The organism is Streptomyces sp. NPDC000878 (genome assembly GCF_053599695.1).
The window spans coordinates 1-16,215 of the sequence record NZ_JBSFMT010000027.1 but is presented as its reverse complement, the minus strand read 5'-3'; the positions used below and the strand labels follow the sequence as shown (position 1 = coordinate 16,215).

The following is a 16,215-nucleotide window of genomic DNA, read 5'->3' as shown; positions in this document are numbered from 1 at the left end:
CTCTGGACGCATGGAGCTGATCCAGAACACCCCTGACCTGTCCGCATATCTGGCCGCTGACGAGGTCATCGACCACCATCATCCAGTGGTACGAGAGACCGCGGCGCGTCTCGCCAAGGAAGCGTCGGACTCGTATGCCTATGCGCAGGCGGCGTACGAGTTCGTACGAGACACCGTCCCGCACTCCGGCGACAGCGGGGACCCGCGCGTCACCTGGCGGGCCTCCACCGTCCTGGAGCAGCGCACCGGCATCTGCTACGCCAAGGCCCACGCGCTGGCCGCGCTGCTGCGCGCCGAGGACATCCCCACGGCGCTCTGCTACCAGCGGCTCGCGCACGACGACGGGGCCGGTCATGTCGTGCACGGCCTGGTCGCCGTACGGTTCAACGGCGCCTGGCACCGTCAGGACCCGCGAGGCAACAAGGCGGGCGTGGACGCGCGGTTCTCCCTCGACGGCGAGCGCCTGGCGTGGGTCCCGGATGCGAAGTCCAATGAGGTGGACTATCCAGTACTGTACGCTGAACCTCATCCGGTCGTGCTGGGCGTGCTGAAGGCCGCGCCCGACAGGCCGTATCTCTGGAAGACGCTCCCCACCGCACTCTGAGGCAAGCGATGACACTCACCCTTACCGTGTCCGACGAGGTGCGCGCGATCGCGCCCGGCTTCACCCACGTCGCCATCGAGGCACACGGACTCGTCAACGGGCCCAGCACCGACGCCAGTTCGGCGCTCCTGGACGACGCGGCCCGTCGGCTCGCCGTACGCCTGGACGGCCGCGCCCCGCACGAGGACGCGCACATCGCCGCCTGGCGCGACACGTACACGGCGTTCGGCTCCAAGCCGTCGCGCACCCGCAACTCGGCCGAGGCGCTCGCCAAGCGGGCCCTGACGGATGCCGGTCTGCCCCGGATCAACGTCCTGGTCGACCTCTACAACGCGATCAGCGTGGCCCATCTGATCCCGGTCGGCGGCGAGGACCTCGACCGGATCCAGGGCGGGATGCGGCTCGTACGCGCCACCGGTACCGAGGACTTCGTGACCGTGGCCGGCGGCGAGGAGGTCGTCGAGCACCCCGACGCCGGTGAGGTCGTGTGGTGCGACGAGGCGGGCGTCACCTGCCGCCGCTGGAACTGGCGCCAGGGTCCGCGCACGAGGCTCACCGAGGAGACCACGTCCGCGATCTTCCTGCTGGAGTGCATGGCCCCGCCGATGACGGTCGCCGAGGCGAATGCCGTCGGCGCGGAACTGGCCGAACTGCTGGAGAAGTTCAGCCCCGGGGCGCGGATTACGGTGCGAAACGCGTGAGTTCGTCGGCTGCGGGCCCGTGGGGGCTGGTCGCGCAGTTCCCCGCGCCCCTAGGGGGTTTCAGCTGGCGCCTTTTTCGCTGACCTCTTCCGGCGTCGGGGCCGTCCCACCGAGGTGCGCCGGCATCCACCAGGTGTCGTCCGGCCCCTTGGGGCGAACCGGGTACGCCCGCTGGGCCGCTTCCAGAAGCTCGTTCACGCGCTCGCGCAGCTGGCGCGTGATCGCGCCCGCGTACTTGTCGCGGGACGCCTCTATGGCCTCGCCGACCCGGATCGTGATCGGGGTGTGGCTGCGCTTGAAGTTGCGCGGGTGGCCCTTGGTCCAGAGGCGCTGGGTGCCCCACACGGCCATCGGGATCAGCGGGACGCCCGCCTCCTGGGCCATGCGTGCAGCGCCGGACTTGAAGCTCTTCAGGGTGAACGACTGAGAGATCGTGGCCTCGGGGAAGACGCCGACGATCTCGCCGGAACGCAGCGAATCGAGGGCGTGCTGGTAGGCCGCCTCGCCGTTCTTGCGGTCCACCGGGATGTGCTTCATGTTCCGCATCAGCGGGCCGGAGATCCTGTGCCGGAACACCGACTCCTTCGCCATGAAGCGCACCAGCCGCTTCTGCGGGAGAGCCGCCAGGCCGTCGAAGATGAAGTCCAGGTAGCTGATGTGATTGCTCACCAGCACCGCGCCACCCGAACGCGGGATGTTCTCCGACCCCTTGCAGTCGATCTTCAGGTCCCAGGCCTTGAACAACGTCTGGGCGAGACCGACGGCGGGACGGTAGACAAGCTCAGCCATGGACGGGGTGGACCCTTCTCTCTGTTCTGCCTGGGAAGGGGGTTCCCGGCGGGAAACTTACGCAGCCGTAGGTTTTACGGCATTGCGCAGATCGTGCCCCAAGAACGGACGAGTGGCCAGCCCTCGTGCCTGTGAACGGCGAGATTCTTGTCACTCACCCCTTGATCCACCTCGCCCTTTTAAGCCGCCTTTACTCCGCGCGTACCGTCATCTACTCCGTCCGCACCGTCATCCGGCGTACGACCAGGTACATCTCGCATCCGAGGCAGTACCCGAACGCGGCGTTCAGAAACGCCGCCGCCAACGCCGCCCCGGTCGCCGCGATTCCCAGCCACTCGGGACCCAGCGCGTACCCGGCGAGCCCCACGCCCGCGAAGACCAGACCGACCGCCTGCGCGAACCGCGGCGGCTCCGGCGCCTCGAACTCCGTCGGCGGGCCGAGCCGCGGGCGGACCACCTTGCGGAACAGCCAGCCGTACGGGGAACGCCCCACCCCACCCGCCGCGCCCAGCGCGAACGCCAGCGTCTGCCAGGCCAGCAGCCAGGCGCTCCCGGTGATCAGCACGACCGCCAGCACGGCGGTCGTCACGGCCGCCCCGAGGCACGGCCCTCTCACATCGATGTCCATGAACCGATCATTCCGCAGCGGAAGCGATGTGAGTGCACGGGAATCTTTTCAGTCACGTGAATGCTGCAGCCGAGGATGACCGGAATCATGGTGTGCGTGGCGGTGCTCGCGGCGGCGAGCGCCTTCGGAGTGCTGCATCGGCGGCGGAGCGGGAGAGTGCGCGTGCGTGGGCGCGACGACGGAAAGCGGCTCGACGCGGCCGAGTTGGGCGAGAGCCTCGGCGAACGGGCGACGCTCGTCCAGTTCTCCAGCGCCTTCTGCGCGCCCTGCCGGGCCACCCGCCGCGTCCTCGGCGAGGTGGCAGGGCTGGTCCCCGGCGTCGCCCACGTCGAGATCGACGCCGAGGAGCACCTGGACCTCGTACGCAGGCTCGACATTCTCAAGACGCCCACCGTGCTGGTGCTCGACGCCGACGGGCGGATCGTGCGGCGTGCGACCGGGCAGCCGCGCAAGGCCGATGTCATCGCCGCGCTGGGGGAGGCCGTCTGAGGTGTGCCAGGTGTCCGAGTATCCCGATCCCGCCGCTGATGGTGTGTTCGGTGATGCATCTCCCAGATGCCGGAAGCCACTTGACTGTGCCCGCCATCTATCGTCAGCCTGACCCTATGCCTCCGGAACTCCTTCTCTACGCGCGAGTCCATGTGGATCTCGTACGCACCGCGAGCGCGCGCTGTCCGGGTCGTTGAGCAGCCACCGCCCAGCTCACCGCCTCCCGCAGAAGGACACGCCCATGACGGCCACGCCCGGCCTCGGCACCCCTCGGTCCACCGTCCCCGCCTCTCCCGACCTCCTGCGCTCCGTCTTCCGGCAGCACGCGGCCGGAGTCGCCGTGATCACCGCGCAGGGGAACGCCGGCCCCGTCGGCTTCACCGCCACCTCCCTCGCCTCCGTCTCCGCCGAGCCCCCGCTCGTCTCCTTCGGCGTCAGCACCGGCGCCTCCAGCTGGCCCGCGATATCCGGCACCGGCCATGTCGGCGTGCACATACTCGGCGAGCACCAGCACGACCTCGCCGCGACCTTCGCCCGCAGCGGCGCCGACCGGTTCGGCGCGCCCACGGTCTGGCGTGAGGGCCCCGAGGGGGTGCCCGTCCTCGACGGTGTCCTCGCCTGGCTGGTGTGCCGGATCGTCGCGCGCGTGCCGGCCGGGGACCACCGGATCGTGCTGGCCGAGGTGGAGCTGGGTGATCCCGCGGGTCCCGGCCGGCCGCTGCTCTATCACCAGGGGCGCTTCAACGGGCTGCGGGACTGACCCTTTGTGATCGACCGATCGGTACAATGTGATTTTGGCGATGCTGCGAGACCGCCGGGTTCCGGTTACGCTGCGTTGCGAAGGTCACACGTCAAAGCGCTTGCTCAGTGGGCGCCGAGTGGGTGTACTGGCGAGTAATATTTCGTTCGGAGCGCGGGTCGCCCCGACCGGGACCGGCCGCTTGAGGCGCCTATGCTGCCTTCAGGAAGGCAGCCCGGAACAGACGATGCAGTAGGAGAGCCGGCGTGAGCTTGAGGATCGTTGTCACTGTGAAGTACGTGCCCGACGCCACTGGCGACCGGCACTTCGCCGATGACCTGACCGTCGACCGCGACGACGTGGACGGTCTGCTCTCGGAACTCGACGAATACGCGGTCGAGCAGGCGCTGCAGATCGCCGACGAGGCCGACGACGCAGAGATCACGGTCCTGACCGTCGGTCCCGAGGACGCCAAGGACGCGCTCCGCAAGGCCCTTTCGATGGGCGCCGACAAGGCGATCCACGTCGAGGACGACGACCTGCACGGCACCGACGCCATCGGCACCTCCCTGGTGCTGGCCAAGGCGATCGAGAAGGCCGGGTACGACCTGGTCATCTCCGGCATGGCCTCCACCGACGGCACCATGGGTGTCGTACCGGCGCTGCTCGCCGAGCGTCTGGGCGTTCCGCAGGTCACGCTGCTCTCCGAGGTTGCCGTCGCGGACGGTGTGGTCAAGGGCCGTCGTGACGGCGACTCCGCCTCCGAGCAGTTGGAGGCCTCCCTCCCGGCGGTCGTGTCGGTCACCGACCAGTCGGGCGAGGCGCGTTACCCGTCCTTCAAGGGCATCATGGCCGCCAAGAAGAAGCCCGTTCAGGCCTGGGACCTCTCCGACCTCGACCTGGAGGCCGGGGAGGTCGGCCTGGAGGGCGCGTACACCGGCGTCGACTCCGCCACCGAGCGCCCGGCGCGCACGGCCGGCACGATCGTCAAGGACGAGGGCGAGGGCGGCAAGCAGCTCGCCGAGTTCCTCGCGGGCCAGAAGTTCATCTAGGCCCCGTTCGAGGCTCGTCGAGCCCCGTTGCGCAGACCGCCCCTCATCTTCCGCAAGCAGGAGAGTAGAAGTCCCATGGCTGAAGTTCTCGTCTACGTCGATCACGTGGACGGTGCCGTCCGCAAGCCCACCCTGGAGCTGCTGACGCTGGCCCGCCGCATCGGCGAGCCGGTCGCCGTCGCGCTGGGCAACGGCGCCGCCGCCACCGCCGGCGCGCTCGCCGAGCACGGCGCCGTCAAGGTCCTCACCCACGAGGCCGCCGAGTACGCCGACTACCTGGTCGTCCCGAAGGTCGACGCCCTCCAGGCCGCCTACGACGCCGTCTCCCCGGCCGCCGTACTGGTCCCCTCCTCCGCCGAGGGCAAGGAGATCGCCGCCCGCCTCGCGCTGCGCATCGGCTCCGGCATCATCACCGACGCCGTCGACCTGGAGGCCGGCGACTCCGGTCCGGTGGCCACGCAGTCCGCGTTCGCCGCGTCCTTCACCACCAAGACCCGCGTCGCCAAGGGCACCCCGGTCATCACGGTCAAGCCCAACAGCGCCCCGGTGGAGGCCGCCCCGGCCGCCGGCACGGTCGAGGCCCTCGCCGTCACCTTCTCCGCCCAGGCCACCGGCACCAAGGTCACCGCGCGCACCCCGCGCGAGTCGACCGGCCGTCCGGAGCTGACCGAGGCCGCGATCGTCGTCTCCGGCGGCCGTGGCGTCAACGGCTCGGAGAACTTCGCGATCATCGAATCGCTCGCCGACTCCCTCGGCGCCGCCGTCGGCGCCTCGCGCGCCGCGGTGGACGCGGGCTGGTACCCGCACACCAACCAGGTCGGCCAGACCGGCAAGTCCGTCTCGCCGCAGCTGTACATCGCCAACGGCATCTCCGGCGCCATCCAGCACCGCGCCGGAATGCAGACCTCGAAGACGATCGTGGCGGTCAACAAGGACGCCGAGGCCCCGATCTTCGACCTCGTCGACTACGGCGTCGTCGGTGACCTCTTCGACGTCGTCCCGCAGCTCACCGAGGAGATCAACACCCGCAAGGGCTGATCCTCCTGAGCCGTCCGAGGCCCCCGCGACCGCACGACCGGTCACGGGGGCCTCGTCTCGTCCCAGGGTCGGTTCATCCCAGAGTCAGCGAGGCCTGCACCGGCAGATGGTCGCTGGGGTACATCCCGTCGACGGAGAAGTTGTTGATCGCCGCCCAGTGCGTGGTCACCCCGGGCGAGGTCAGGATCCAGTCGATGCGCCGACCGCCGGGCTTGGGCGTCCGGTAGGCGGGGAACGTCCCGTACAGCGGACTGCGGGAGTCCGCCGTGTCCCAGGTGTCGACGAGCCCGTTCGCCAGCATCAGGTCGTACACCCGGTTGTCGTGGGCGGCCGAGTTGAAGTCGCCGGTGACGACGACCGGCACCGACGGGTCCCAACCGGCGATCGTCTCGCCGATGAGCCCCGCGGAGCGCTCCCGGGCGTACTGGCTGACGCTGTCCAGATGGGTGTTGAGGACGTAGAACTCCCGCCCCCCGTCGGCGAGATCGGCGAACTTCACCCAGGTCACCATGCGCAGCCAGTCCGCGCCCCAGGTGTTGGAGGCGATCGTGTACGGGGTGTCGGACAGCCAGAAGTGATCGAACTCGATCGGGTCGAGTCTGCGGGTGTCGTAAAAGACGGCCATGAACTCGTCCTTGCTGCCACCCCCGCGGCCGGTGCCGATCCAGTCGTAGTGCCCGCCGAGGTCCTTCTCGATCATGCGCACCTGCTGGTAGAGCCCCTCCTGGGTGCCGATGATGTGGGGACGCTCGCGCCGCAGCAGCTCCCGCATCACCGGCCTGCGCACGGTCCAGCGCGGTGTGTCGTCCACGACGGTCGCGAAGCGCACGTTGAACGTCATGACGTTCAGGGCGCCCGGGTGCTCGCCGGCGACCGCCGGTTTCGACGAGCCCGCCGTGGTCAGCAGCGGCACGGCGATGGCGACGGCCGCCGCGGACTTGAGTCCTTGACGACGCGTCACTCCGACCTCTTTCGGCACGCGATCTCCTCCCCTTGAGAGTCAGGATGAACCTTGCCGAATGAATACGGAAGAAGCGGCCGGGACAGCAGTGATCTGGGGGATGACATGGGGAATCCCACTTCGAGACGGTGTTGACCGAGGTGAAGATCGACAGTTAGCTTCGTTATACGGATTGTTGATTCCGCAGTGCGGAAGACGGAGGGTGTGGAATGGGGCAGGGCCGGCAGGAGAACGTGGCGACGAGTCTCGCGGGCGCCGTCAGCGAGGAGATCAGCGCCTCCCTCGCCCCCGTCGACGCGGAGCTGGAGCGCCGCTACCCGGGCGACCCGGGCACCCGTCAGCCCGTGCACACCGTCTACGTCCCCGGGGACGCCTTCGCCGCCGACACCATCCGCTCCTGGGGCGACCAGGCCCTCGCCGCCCTCGACGAACACGCCCCGGACGCCGCCTCCTTCGCCGCCGTCCTCGATCTCTCCGACGACCTCGCCGAAGCCGTCCACGACCGTGTCCGCGCCAAACTGGTGCGCGAGCCGATCGAAGACCTGCGCGTCGACTTCGAGGACGGCTACGGCCCCCGCCCGGACGCCGAGGAGGACGAGACGGCGGCCCGCGCGGCCCGGCTGATCGCCGAGGCCTACGCGAAGGGCACGGCGGCCCCGTACATGGGCATCCGGATGAAGTGCATGGAGGCGCCGGTCCGCGACCGGGGCATCCGCACCCTCGACATCTTCCTGACCGGCCTGATGGAGGCCGGCGGTCTGCCCGACGGGCTGGTCCTCACCCTCCCCAAGGTGACGTACGCCGAGCAGGTCACCGCCATGGTCAGGCTCCTGGAGGAGTTCGAGAAGGCGCGCGGGCTCACGCCCGGCCGGATCGGCTTCGAGATCCAGATCGAGACCAGCCAGTCCATCCTCGCCACCGACGGCACCGCCACGGTCGCCCGGATGATCCAGGCCGCCGAGGGCCGCGCCACCGGCCTGCACTACGGCACCTTCGACTACAGCGCCTGCCTCGGCGTCTCCGCCGCGTACCAGGCCAGCGACCACCCGGCCGCCGACCACGCCAAGGCGATCATGCAGGTCGCGGCGGCGGGCACCGGCGTACGCGTCTCGGACGGCTCCACCAACGTCCTGCCGGTCGGCCCGACCGAACAGGTCCACGCGGCCTGGCGACTGCACTACGGCCTCACCCGGCGCGCCCTGTCCCGCGCCTACTACCAGGGCTGGGACATGCATCCCCGGCACATCCCGACCCGGTACGCGGCCGTCTTCGCCTTCTACCGCGAAGGTTACGAACAGGCCGCGGCCCGCCTCTCCCGCTACGCCAACCGCGCCGGCGGCGACGTCATGGACGAGCCCGCCACCGCCAAGGCCCTCAGCGGCTATCTGCTGCGCGGCCTGGACTGCGGCGCCCTCGACGCCGCAGAGGTGACCCGGGCGACGGAGGGGCTGACCAGGGCCGACCTGGACGGCTTCGCACGGCCCAGGCGTGCGGACCTGACGGCGTCGCCCAGGTAGCACCCCTGTCACAAGAGCGGCCACGATCTTCCGCTGTCACACCCGCCCCGTAGTCTGTACGGACACACGGGTGGGTCACAGGAACGGGGCAGCGGTGTCTTCGGGGGAGCAGGGACAGACGGCCGGACGGCCGGAAGAGCGGCCGGAGGCACGGGCGGTGGAGCAGAAGGACGGGACCGGTCGGCTGCTGGCCGGCCGTTACCGGGTCGTGGCCCAGCTCGGGCGCGGCGGCATGGGCATCGTCTGGCGTGCGGTCGACGAGGTCCTCGGCCGCGAGGTCGCCGTCAAGGAACTGCGTACGTTCACGGACGCCGCCGCACCCGAACTGGCCGCCCTGCGGCTGCGGATGCAGCGCGAGGCCCGCGCGGCGGCCCGAATACGGCACTCCGGAGTCGTCGCCGTGCACGACGTCGCGGAGATCGACGGCAGCCCGCTGATCGTCATGGAGCTGGTGGACGGCCTCTCCCTGGACGACGTCCTGCGCGAGCGCGGCACCCTGGACCCGCGCGAGGTCGCCCGGATCGGCGCCCAGGTCATGGACGCGCTGGCCGCCGCCCACCGCGTCGGAGTCCTGCACCGTGACGTGAAGCCCGGCAACATCCTGCTGGAGGACTCGGGCCGGGTCGTCCTCACGGACTTCGGCATCGCCACGATGGAGGACCCGGGCGACGGCTCGGCCACCCACCTCACCCGCAGCGGCGAACTCGTGGGCTCCCTGGACTACTTGGCCCCCGAACGGGCCCAGGGCAACGACCCCGGCCCCGCCTCCGACATCTGGGCCCTGGGCGCCACCCTGTACGCGGCCGTCGAGGGCGCCTCGCCCTTCCGCCGTACGTCGACCTGGTCCACGCTCACCGCGATCGTGGCCGATCCCGTCCCGGAGCCCCGCCAGGCCGGTGACCTGGGCCCGGTCCTGCGGCTCCTGATGGCCAAGCGCCCGGAGGAACGCCCGGACGCGGCGACGGCGCGGGGCCTGCTGGAGGCGGTGGCGTCGGCCACGAGCGGGGTCACGGACATGCCCACGACGGGGCTTCGGCAGCACGGGGCCGCCACGGCCGGGGTGCCCGAGGTGCAGGCGGAGGAGGCGGCAGAGTCCGCTGTCCCGGCGGTGCCGCCAGGGTCCGGACCCGCCGAACAGGTTCCGCCCGCCCCCGAAGCCGCACAGCAACCGTCCCCCGGCTTCGGCCCGCCCGAGCCCACGGCATCCGGAACACCCGGAATCGGCCCCGCCGGGCCCATAACGACCCTCGTCGACCAGGACTCCGACCACCTCGCGGACCCGACCACCTTCGCCGCCCCGGCTCCCGCCTCCGCCCGACCCCGCCGCAGGGGACGCGCGCTGCTCACTGCCGCGGCCGTCACCGTCGCCCTCGCCGCCGGAGTCACCGTGGCGCTGATCGGCGACGGCGGCGACAGCGAGGCGAGCGCCGGGCCCGTGGCATCGCAGAAGGGCCAGGTCGGTGCGCCCGCCACGGACACCGGCCGGGCCGACCCGGACCCCTCCGCCACTCCGACGCCCACCGGCAAGGGCGCCGGGAAAACCCCGTCCCCGGCGGCGACGCCCAGCACAGGGGACGACACGACCGCTCCGAGCGAAGACGCGCCCCCCAGCCCCGCCACCGCGTGCGTGTCCATCGGCGACGGCAAGTACAACTGCACGGTCTGGCGCACCGCGAAGTCCTACAACGCGTCCGGCACCGAGGTCGGCGTCCTCAACTCGGGCACCAACTACTTCTATTGCCAGCAGGACCTGGGCCGGCGCGAGACATCCGGCGAGTGGACGAACACCTGGTGGGCGAAGACCGACGACGACAGCGGCAACGCTGATGTCCATGTCAGCGCTGTCTACATCGAGGGCGGCGCCAACGACGAACCGGTGCCCGGACTGCCGGTCTGCTGATTCCGTACGTACGGCTCGACGTACGGCTCCAGACCGGACGCGACCACCAGCCCCTCCGCCGCGAACAGCCGGGTCCCCCGGTCGCACCGGTCCCGGTCGAAGCGGGCCCGGGTGCAGAACTCCTCGGGCGTGCCGCCGAACAGCTCCCTCAACCCCGGTGATCCGGCGAGGAGTTCGGTGAGCAGCCGGCGTTCTCCCGGATGGCGGCGCGGACTTCCGGAACCGCCGCGCAGCACTCCGCGCCGGTTGACGTACGCGTACACGCCGGGCAGCCGCTCGCCGGACTCCAACTCCACGGTCACGTCGGGGGAGGGGAGCAAGGCGCGGTCGTACGGGCCTGTCGGCGCCGGCACTCCCTCGCTGGCGTCGATGACGGCGAGCTGGTCCGTGTCGAGCCAGGTGACGAACAACTCCCGTACGTTTCCGGGGGCGTTGAAGGGCGATGCGGAGACATACCCGAGCAGGCTCACATGGGCCGAGACGCCGACCTCGATGCCGGTGACCTTGGCCCGGGTCATCGGGAGCGGCGCGCGGATGTCGAACTCCGCCATCTTGTGCCGGAGTTGACCGGGGGAGGCGTTGGAGCCGACGGCGAGGACGGGCACGCGGCCGGCGGACAGAAAGGGATGGGGGAGGGGGAGGAAGCGGTCGCCGTCCAGGATTCCGGACTCGGTCGGCCAGGCGCCCGGATAGGTGAGCGGGTGATCGCGCGGGGCCTCGGCGAGGCCCAGCGACTCAAGGGTGCGCATCGGCGGCTCAGTCCGCCGGGGGCAGTTCCCCCGAGCCCCGGGTGATCAGACGGGTCGGGAGTTCGATGCGCTCCGGGGTGAGCAGGGTGCCGTCCAACTGGCGGAAGAGGCGTTCGGCGGCCGTACGGCCGAGCAGGGCCGCGTCCTGGGCGACGACCGTGACACCCGGCTGGAGCAGATCGGCGAGTTCGAAGTCGTCGAAGCCCACCAGCGCGACGGGGCGGCGATGCTCGGCGAGGACCCGGACGACCGTGACCGTCACCCGGTTGTTGCCCGCGAAGATCGCCGTGACCGGGGACGGCCCGACGAGCATCCCCTCGGCCGCGCGGCGCACCCGCTCCGGGTCGGTGACACCGAGCGACATCCACGCGTCCTCGACCGGTATGCCCGCGTCCTCCATCGCGGCGCGATAGCCGCGCAGCCGCTCGGCGGCGGTGTGGATGCGGGGCATGTCACCGATGAAGCCGATCCGGCGGTGACCGTGCGCGATCAGATGGGCGACGCCGTCGCGGGCGCCGCCGAAACTGTCCGACAGGACGACATCGGCGTCGATCTGCCCGGCCGGCCGGTCCACGAACACCGTGGCGACGCCCGCCTTCAGCTCGGGCTCCAGATACCGGTGGTCGTCACCGGCCGGAATGATCACCAGCCCGTCCACGCGCCGTGCGCACAGCGCCAGCACCAGCTCCTGCTCGCGTTCCGGGTCCTCGGCGCTCGACCCGTTGATCAGCAGGGCGCCGTGCGCCCGGGCGATCTCCTCGACGGCGCGGCTCAGGGGTCCGTAGAACGGGTCGGCGAGGTCCTCCAGGACGAGGCCGATGCTTGCCGTACTGCCCTTGCGCAGCACCCGCGCGCTGTCGTTGCGGCGGAAGCCCAGCGCGTCGATCGCCTCCTGCACACGGCGCTCGGTCTCCGGGGTGACGCCCGGTTCGCCATTGACGACACGCGAGACCGTCTTCAGTCCGACGCCGGCCCGTGCGGCCACGTCCTTCATGGTCGGACGGTTGCCGTAGCGGTTCTCCGGGCGGCGGGCGGTGTCGGCCACGATGCGCTGTCCTGTCCTGTCGTCCACGGGATTACGGCGATCCACGGTGATCCATGGCGGTTCACGGCCGTCCACTGCCGTGTTCCGGTCCACGTTCTGGTCCGGGGGGTGCGTCGTCCCTTTGTATGTATGAGGATGTGGCGTCGAGCATAGAGCCTGGACAACGTTGTCAGATGCGGGAGACACTGTCCAGCGCTATCTCCGGCCTGCGCCCCCACCGTCAGACCGGCCTGCCCCTTTGCCATGGTTGACAGGGAGATCTGACACTGATGCACACCGACCTCGTGGCCGCGCTCGACATCGGCGGCACCAAGATCGCCGGAGCGCTGGTGGACGGCCACGGCCGGATCCTGCTGCGCGCACAGCGCCCGACGCCCGCGCGGGAGGACGGCGAGACGGTGATGCGGGCCGTCGAGGAGGTCGTCGCTGAGCTGACCGGGTCGCCGCTGTGGGGACGCGCGAGCGCCGTCGGTATCGGCAGCGCGGGACCGGTGGACGCCTCGGCGGGCACGGTGAGCCCGGTGAACGTACCCGGCTGGCGCGGCTATCCGCTCGTCGCACGCGTTCGGGCCGCGACCGGTGGCCTGCCCGTCGAGCTGATCGGCGACGGGGTGGCGATCACGGCGGCCGAACACTGGCAGGGTGCCGCACGCGGTCACGACAACGCGCTGTGCATGGTCGTCTCGACCGGGGTCGGCGGCGGTCTGGTCCTCAACGGGCGGCTGCACCCCGGCCCTACCGGCAACGCGGGCCACATCGGGCACATCAGCGTCGATCTCGACGGCGACCCCTGTGCCTGTGGCTCCCGTGGCTGCGTGGAGCGCATCGCCAGCGGCCCCAACATCGCCCGCCGCGCACTGGCGGACGGCTGGCGGCCGGGTCCCGACGGCGACACCTCGGCCGCCGCCGTGGCCGAGGCGGCCCGGGCCGGCGATCCGGTCGCCGTCGCCTCCTTCGCGCGCGCGGCCCAGGCACTCGCGGCGGGCATCGCCGCCACCGCGACCCTGGTGGAGATCGACGTCGTCGTGATCGGCGGCGGCGTGGGCAAGGCCGGCGACGTCCTGTTCACGCCGCTGCGCGCGGCCCTGAAGACCTACGCGACCCTGTCGTTCGTCCAGCACCTGGAGATCGTCCCGGCGCAGATGGGCACGGACGCGGGCCTGGTCGGCGCGGCAGCGGCCGCGCTGACGCGGAGGGTGGACGACACGGCCGAGGCGAGCGTCTGAGGGGGCGTGGGGCGGGTAGCTCCTTCACCGGGCCGATGTCCGTCGCTCCTTCTCCCGGTCCGGCGTTGACGCGGAGGGTGGACGACGCGGCTGAGGTGAGTGTGGGGCAGGTACGGATGTCGGCCGGAACGACCCTTCGTCGGCTGACATCCGTACCCCTCTCACCCCTCCCGGGCCGACTGAACGCCGAAACGGTTCAGTGGCCGTGGGTACCGGCGACCGGCCGGCTCAGCAACTCACCACCGCATCCGCCCAGTCCGCGTGGTCCGAGTCGATCCCGTCGCCGCCGTCGGTCACGACCAGGCGGACCGTGCGGGCGCCCGTCACGTCCGCCGAGAGGTGTTCGGCGGGCATGGCGTTGGTGAGGACGCCGGTCGAGGCGACCTTCGTGTCGTCCGCCCAGATCTCGAAGGCGACGGTGCCATTGGCGCCCTTCTCGTCGTCGACGCCGACGTCCGCGCCGACCGTCTCGCAGGCCGCCCCGGTGTAGAACTCGACGGCGCTCGCCGCGTGCACGCCGAGCCCCTTGGCGTACACCACACCGCCGACGGTGATCGGATGTCCGTCGCCCGCCGCGCTCTCCCCGTTGCTGGTGTTCCGTTCGGCGGGACCGTACCCGTTGGTGGCCGACAGCCAGGGCAGATCGCCGAGCGAGGAGATGCCGGCGGGCGGCGTCACCACCACGGACGCGGTCAGCGGCAGCGCACTGTCGACGCGTGCACCGGCCGGCGACCGGTAACTCGCCCTGAGCGCAAGGTCGTACGAGCCCGGGGGCGCCCCCTGCGGAGGAGTGAGCGTCCACCGCGTGCGGAGGGATTCGCCGGGCCGTACGACGGGGGCGTTGGTCGGTGACTTCGCCCGAACTGTCCATCCCTCGGGGGCTGTCAGGGCGACCGAGGCACGGGTGGCGGGTGTGCGGCCCAGATCGGTGAGCGTCGTCGTGAGGGTGGCCGGCGTGCCCGCCTCGATCAACAGGGCGTTGTCCACGGCGAGTTCGACGGCGGGCGGGTACTGGGACCAGCGCCGGTCGGCGGCCACCCGTACGAGGACCGTGCCGTGTGCCGGGACCGTCGCCGAGACGGTGCCCGCGGTGTTGTACGTGCGGTGCTGCCACAGGTCGCGCAGGGTGTACGCGTCGGCTGCGGGCAGGCCGACGGCCGTCGCGGTCGTCGCGATCCGCCGGGCGCTGCCGGTCTCGTTGAAGAGGGCCACCGTGCGGCTGCCGTCCGCCATCTCCTTCGCGACGACCCAGCCGCCGCCCTCGGACGAGACGACCGTGCCCTGTCGGCCCAGCGGGTCCTGGTCGACGGCGACGACCTCGTGGTTGCCGAGGATGTCGAAGGTCTCGTCGGACGCGGACCGCAGGTCGGAGCCGATGAGGAGGGGCGCGGCCATGATCGCCCACATCGAGAAGTGGGAGCGGTACTCGGTGTCTGTCATGCCGCCGTTGCCGACCTCCAGCATGTCGGGGTCGTTCCAGCGGCCGGGACCGGCGTACCGGTCGAGCGGCAGGTTCCTCTTGAGGATCGACAGCATCGACCCCCAGGTGTCGCTGATGTCCCCGGTCGTACGCCACAGCTGGCCGACGTCCGCCGCCCACTCCCAGGGGTTGTTCTCGCCCCACTCGCAGATGCTGTAGACGATGGGCCGGCCGGTCGCCAGGAGCGCGTCGCGCATGGTCGTGTAGCGCGACTTGGCGTCCACGCCCTGGTTGTTGCAGTTGTCGTACTTGAGGTAGTCGACGCCCCAGTCGGCGAACTGCTGGGCGTCGCTGTACTCATGGCCCAGCGCCCCCGGGAACCCGGCGCTGTTGCACGTCTTCGTGCCCGCGCTGGTGTAGATGCCGAGCTTGAGCCCCTTGGTGTGCACGTAGTCGGCAACTGCCTTGATCCCGTTGGGGAATCGGACGGGGTCGGGCACGAGCTTCCCGTCGGCGTCGCGCTGCGGCAGGGCCCAGCAGTCGTCGAGGTTGACGTACTCGTAGCCGGCGTCCTTGAGGCCCTTAGCCACGAAGATGTCCGCGATCCCCTTGACCATGGCCTCGTTGAACTCCGCCCGGCAGTGCGTGGAGTTCCAGTTGTTGAAGCCCATCGGAGGGGTGAGCGCCAGGCCGGCGGTCGGAGAGGGAAGGGTGGGCGCTGTTTCCGGGGGAGTGGCCAGTGCCGGGGCGGTGAACCCGGCGGTGAACAGCAGGGTCGTCGCGGCGAATGCTCCGACCACTCTGTGACGGGTTGTGCGGGTGTGAAGGTGACGCATCGTTACGTTCCTCCGTACTCGCGAGATATGGGATGACGTCATGTCCGCGTCATCGGTGCGAGTTCACGGTAGGCCGTATACCGACGGGCAGCCAGACCTCCGATGTCCCGGCAACTCGGTGGGAGTCGGGGAGTCGGAGCCGATCAGGGCGTGACCCCCGCCCCGGTTCCGCAGTTGAACCGGGCATGAAGAAGCGCAGCATGCTCGCCATCGCCTCCCTCGCCACCGGGTTCGTCGTCGCGGCGATCACCCCGTCCCACGGTCTCGGGGCCGACGCCCTGGGTGATCTGAACGTGGACGACACACTCAGTGCCCTCGACCACACCGTCGCCAGCGACAGCCTGGCCGTGGACGACGACGCGCTGGGAGGCGACAGCACCACCGGCTGACGTGCCGGAAGGTGTCCAAGTGGCGCCGGTGTCCCGTGTGACGGGGCATGTGCGGGTGCGGCCCCCGAGGCCGGAGCGGTGCTGTACGACGGGGAGTCGGGGAGAGTCGGGGAGTACCGGGCGAAGGCAGGC

At 70.9% G+C, this 16,215-nt stretch carries 16 protein-coding genes; 10 read left to right on the top strand and 6 right to left on the bottom strand.

Annotation, left to right across the window (positions count from 1 at the left end; genetic code table 11):
- The first annotated feature begins 10 nt into the window (after positions 1-10).
- Positions 11-604 (top strand): transglutaminase domain-containing protein, encoded by a 594-nt coding sequence (locus ACWDR4_RS23830; protein WP_450411387.1) that lies wholly within the window; start codon positions 11-13, stop codon positions 602-604.
- An 8-nt stretch (positions 605-612) separates the two neighbouring features.
- A complete protein-coding gene (locus ACWDR4_RS23825; RefSeq protein WP_450411385.1) occupies positions 613-1,305 on the top strand; it encodes a B3/B4 domain-containing protein in 693 nt (230 codons plus the stop codon).
- Between the two features lie 60 nt (positions 1,306-1,365).
- Here the strand turns inward: ACWDR4_RS23825 and ACWDR4_RS23820 are convergent, their stop codons facing one another.
- Together ACWDR4_RS23820 and ACWDR4_RS23815 are read right to left on the bottom strand one after the other, a co-directional pair.
- Positions 1,366-2,094 carry a lysophospholipid acyltransferase family protein gene (locus tag ACWDR4_RS23820; protein WP_450411383.1) on the bottom strand — a complete coding sequence of 243 codons (729 nt, stop codon included), beginning with the start codon at positions 2,092-2,094 and terminating at the stop codon, positions 1,366-1,368.
- A 211-nt stretch (positions 2,095-2,305) separates the two neighbouring features.
- Positions 2,306-2,722 (bottom strand): DUF4395 domain-containing protein, encoded by a 417-nt coding sequence (locus ACWDR4_RS23815; protein WP_450411381.1) that lies wholly within the window; start codon positions 2,720-2,722, stop codon positions 2,306-2,308.
- A 75-nt stretch (positions 2,723-2,797) separates the two neighbouring features.
- Here ACWDR4_RS23815 and ACWDR4_RS23810 point away from each other — a divergent pair, with 75 nt between their 5' ends.
- The 4 genes from ACWDR4_RS23810 to ACWDR4_RS23795 all read left to right on the top strand — a co-directional run bounded on the left by ACWDR4_RS23810 (position 2,798) and on the right by ACWDR4_RS23795 (position 6,040).
- Positions 2,798-3,211: a TlpA family protein disulfide reductase gene (locus ACWDR4_RS23810; protein ID WP_450411542.1), complete on the top strand. Its 414-nt coding sequence runs from the start codon at positions 2,798-2,800 to the stop codon at positions 3,209-3,211.
- A 241-nt stretch (positions 3,212-3,452) separates the two neighbouring features.
- Complete coding sequence (locus ACWDR4_RS23805) at positions 3,453-3,971, top strand: flavin reductase family protein (protein ID WP_450411379.1); 519 nt, start codon at positions 3,453-3,455, stop codon at positions 3,969-3,971.
- A gap of 245 nt (positions 3,972-4,216) precedes the next feature.
- Complete coding sequence (locus ACWDR4_RS23800) at positions 4,217-5,002, top strand: electron transfer flavoprotein subunit beta/FixA family protein (protein WP_450411377.1); 786 nt, start codon at positions 4,217-4,219, stop codon at positions 5,000-5,002.
- A 75-nt stretch (positions 5,003-5,077) separates the two neighbouring features.
- Entirely contained in the window at positions 5,078-6,040 is a 963-nt protein-coding gene (locus ACWDR4_RS23795; RefSeq protein WP_450411375.1) for an electron transfer flavoprotein subunit alpha/FixB family protein, read from the top strand.
- A gap of 73 nt (positions 6,041-6,113) precedes the next feature.
- On the opposite strand, the gene ACWDR4_RS23790 is transcribed toward ACWDR4_RS23795, so the two are convergent.
- On the bottom strand, positions 6,114-7,019 hold the full coding sequence (locus tag ACWDR4_RS23790; RefSeq protein ID WP_450411373.1) for an endonuclease/exonuclease/phosphatase family protein: 906 nt from the start codon (positions 7,017-7,019) through the stop codon (positions 6,114-6,116).
- Positions 7,020-7,210: 191 nt separating this feature from the next.
- On the opposite strand from ACWDR4_RS23790, the gene ACWDR4_RS23785 reads away from it, so the two are divergent.
- Both ACWDR4_RS23785 and ACWDR4_RS23780 read left to right on the top strand, forming a co-directional pair.
- Positions 7,211-8,518, top strand: a complete 1,308-nt coding sequence (locus tag ACWDR4_RS23785; RefSeq protein WP_450411371.1) for a DUF6986 family protein — start codon at positions 7,211-7,213, stop codon at positions 8,516-8,518.
- Between the two features lie 94 nt (positions 8,519-8,612).
- A complete protein-coding gene (locus tag ACWDR4_RS23780; RefSeq protein ID WP_450411369.1) occupies positions 8,613-10,418 on the top strand; it encodes a protein kinase domain-containing protein in 1,806 nt (601 codons plus the stop codon).
- Here ACWDR4_RS23780 and ACWDR4_RS23775 read toward each other — a convergent pair.
- Together ACWDR4_RS23775 and ACWDR4_RS23770 are read right to left on the bottom strand one after the other, a co-directional pair.
- A complete protein-coding gene (locus ACWDR4_RS23775; protein ID WP_450411367.1) occupies positions 10,364-11,167 on the bottom strand; it encodes a hypothetical protein in 804 nt (267 codons plus the stop codon). The two genes, ACWDR4_RS23780 and ACWDR4_RS23775, sit on opposite strands and share 55 nt — an antisense overlap.
- A 7-nt stretch (positions 11,168-11,174) precedes the next feature.
- Positions 11,175-12,239 carry a LacI family DNA-binding transcriptional regulator gene (locus tag ACWDR4_RS23770; RefSeq protein ID WP_450411365.1) on the bottom strand — a complete coding sequence of 355 codons (1,065 nt, stop codon included), beginning with the start codon at positions 12,237-12,239 and terminating at the stop codon, positions 11,175-11,177.
- 242 nt (positions 12,240-12,481) lie between these two features.
- Here ACWDR4_RS23770 and ACWDR4_RS23765 point away from each other — a divergent pair, with 242 nt between their 5' ends.
- Positions 12,482-13,438: an ROK family protein gene (locus ACWDR4_RS23765; protein ID WP_450411363.1), complete on the top strand. Its 957-nt coding sequence runs from the start codon at positions 12,482-12,484 to the stop codon at positions 13,436-13,438.
- Between the two features lie 228 nt (positions 13,439-13,666).
- On the opposite strand, the gene ACWDR4_RS23760 is transcribed toward ACWDR4_RS23765, so the two are convergent.
- Positions 13,667-15,694: an NPCBM/NEW2 domain-containing protein gene (locus tag ACWDR4_RS23760; protein ID WP_450411361.1), complete on the bottom strand. Its 2,028-nt coding sequence runs from the start codon at positions 15,692-15,694 to the stop codon at positions 13,667-13,669.
- A 185-nt stretch (positions 15,695-15,879) separates the two neighbouring features.
- Here ACWDR4_RS23760 and ACWDR4_RS23755 point away from each other — a divergent pair, with 185 nt between their 5' ends.
- Positions 15,880-16,083, top strand: a complete 204-nt coding sequence (locus ACWDR4_RS23755) for a hypothetical protein (RefSeq protein ID WP_389348262.1) — start codon at positions 15,880-15,882, stop codon at positions 16,081-16,083.
- Positions 16,084-16,215 lie beyond the last annotated feature (132 nt).

What these genes read in the sequence shown, in the direction of transcription:
- ACWDR4_RS23830 (WP_450411387.1), top strand. Translation starts at nt 11, where the DNA reads ATGGAGCTGATCCAGAACACCCCTGACCTGTCCGCATATCTGGCCGCT.
- ACWDR4_RS23775 (WP_450411367.1), bottom strand. Translation starts at nt 11,167, where the DNA reads ATGCGCACCCTTGAGTCGCTGGGCCTCGCCGAGGCCCCGCGCGATCAC.
- ACWDR4_RS23765 (WP_450411363.1), top strand. Translation starts at nt 12,482, where the DNA reads ATGCACACCGACCTCGTGGCCGCGCTCGACATCGGCGGCACCAAGATC.
- ACWDR4_RS23755 (WP_389348262.1), top strand. Translation starts at nt 15,880, where the DNA reads ATGAAGAAGCGCAGCATGCTCGCCATCGCCTCCCTCGCCACCGGGTTC.
- ACWDR4_RS23805 (WP_450411379.1), top strand. Translation starts at nt 3,453, where the DNA reads ATGACGGCCACGCCCGGCCTCGGCACCCCTCGGTCCACCGTCCCCGCC.
- ACWDR4_RS23785 (WP_450411371.1), top strand. Translation starts at nt 7,211, where the DNA reads ATGGGGCAGGGCCGGCAGGAGAACGTGGCGACGAGTCTCGCGGGCGCC.
- ACWDR4_RS23820 (WP_450411383.1), bottom strand. Translation starts at nt 2,094, where the DNA reads ATGGCTGAGCTTGTCTACCGTCCCGCCGTCGGTCTCGCCCAGACGTTG.
- ACWDR4_RS23815 (WP_450411381.1), bottom strand. Translation starts at nt 2,722, where the DNA reads ATGGACATCGATGTGAGAGGGCCGTGCCTCGGGGCGGCCGTGACGACC.
- ACWDR4_RS23795 (WP_450411375.1), top strand. Translation starts at nt 5,078, where the DNA reads ATGGCTGAAGTTCTCGTCTACGTCGATCACGTGGACGGTGCCGTCCGC.
- ACWDR4_RS23825 (WP_450411385.1), top strand. Translation starts at nt 613, where the DNA reads ATGACACTCACCCTTACCGTGTCCGACGAGGTGCGCGCGATCGCGCCC.
- ACWDR4_RS23810 (WP_450411542.1), top strand. Translation starts at nt 2,798, where the DNA reads ATGACCGGAATCATGGTGTGCGTGGCGGTGCTCGCGGCGGCGAGCGCC.
- ACWDR4_RS23760 (WP_450411361.1), bottom strand. Translation starts at nt 15,694, where the DNA reads ATGCGTCACCTTCACACCCGCACAACCCGTCACAGAGTGGTCGGAGCA.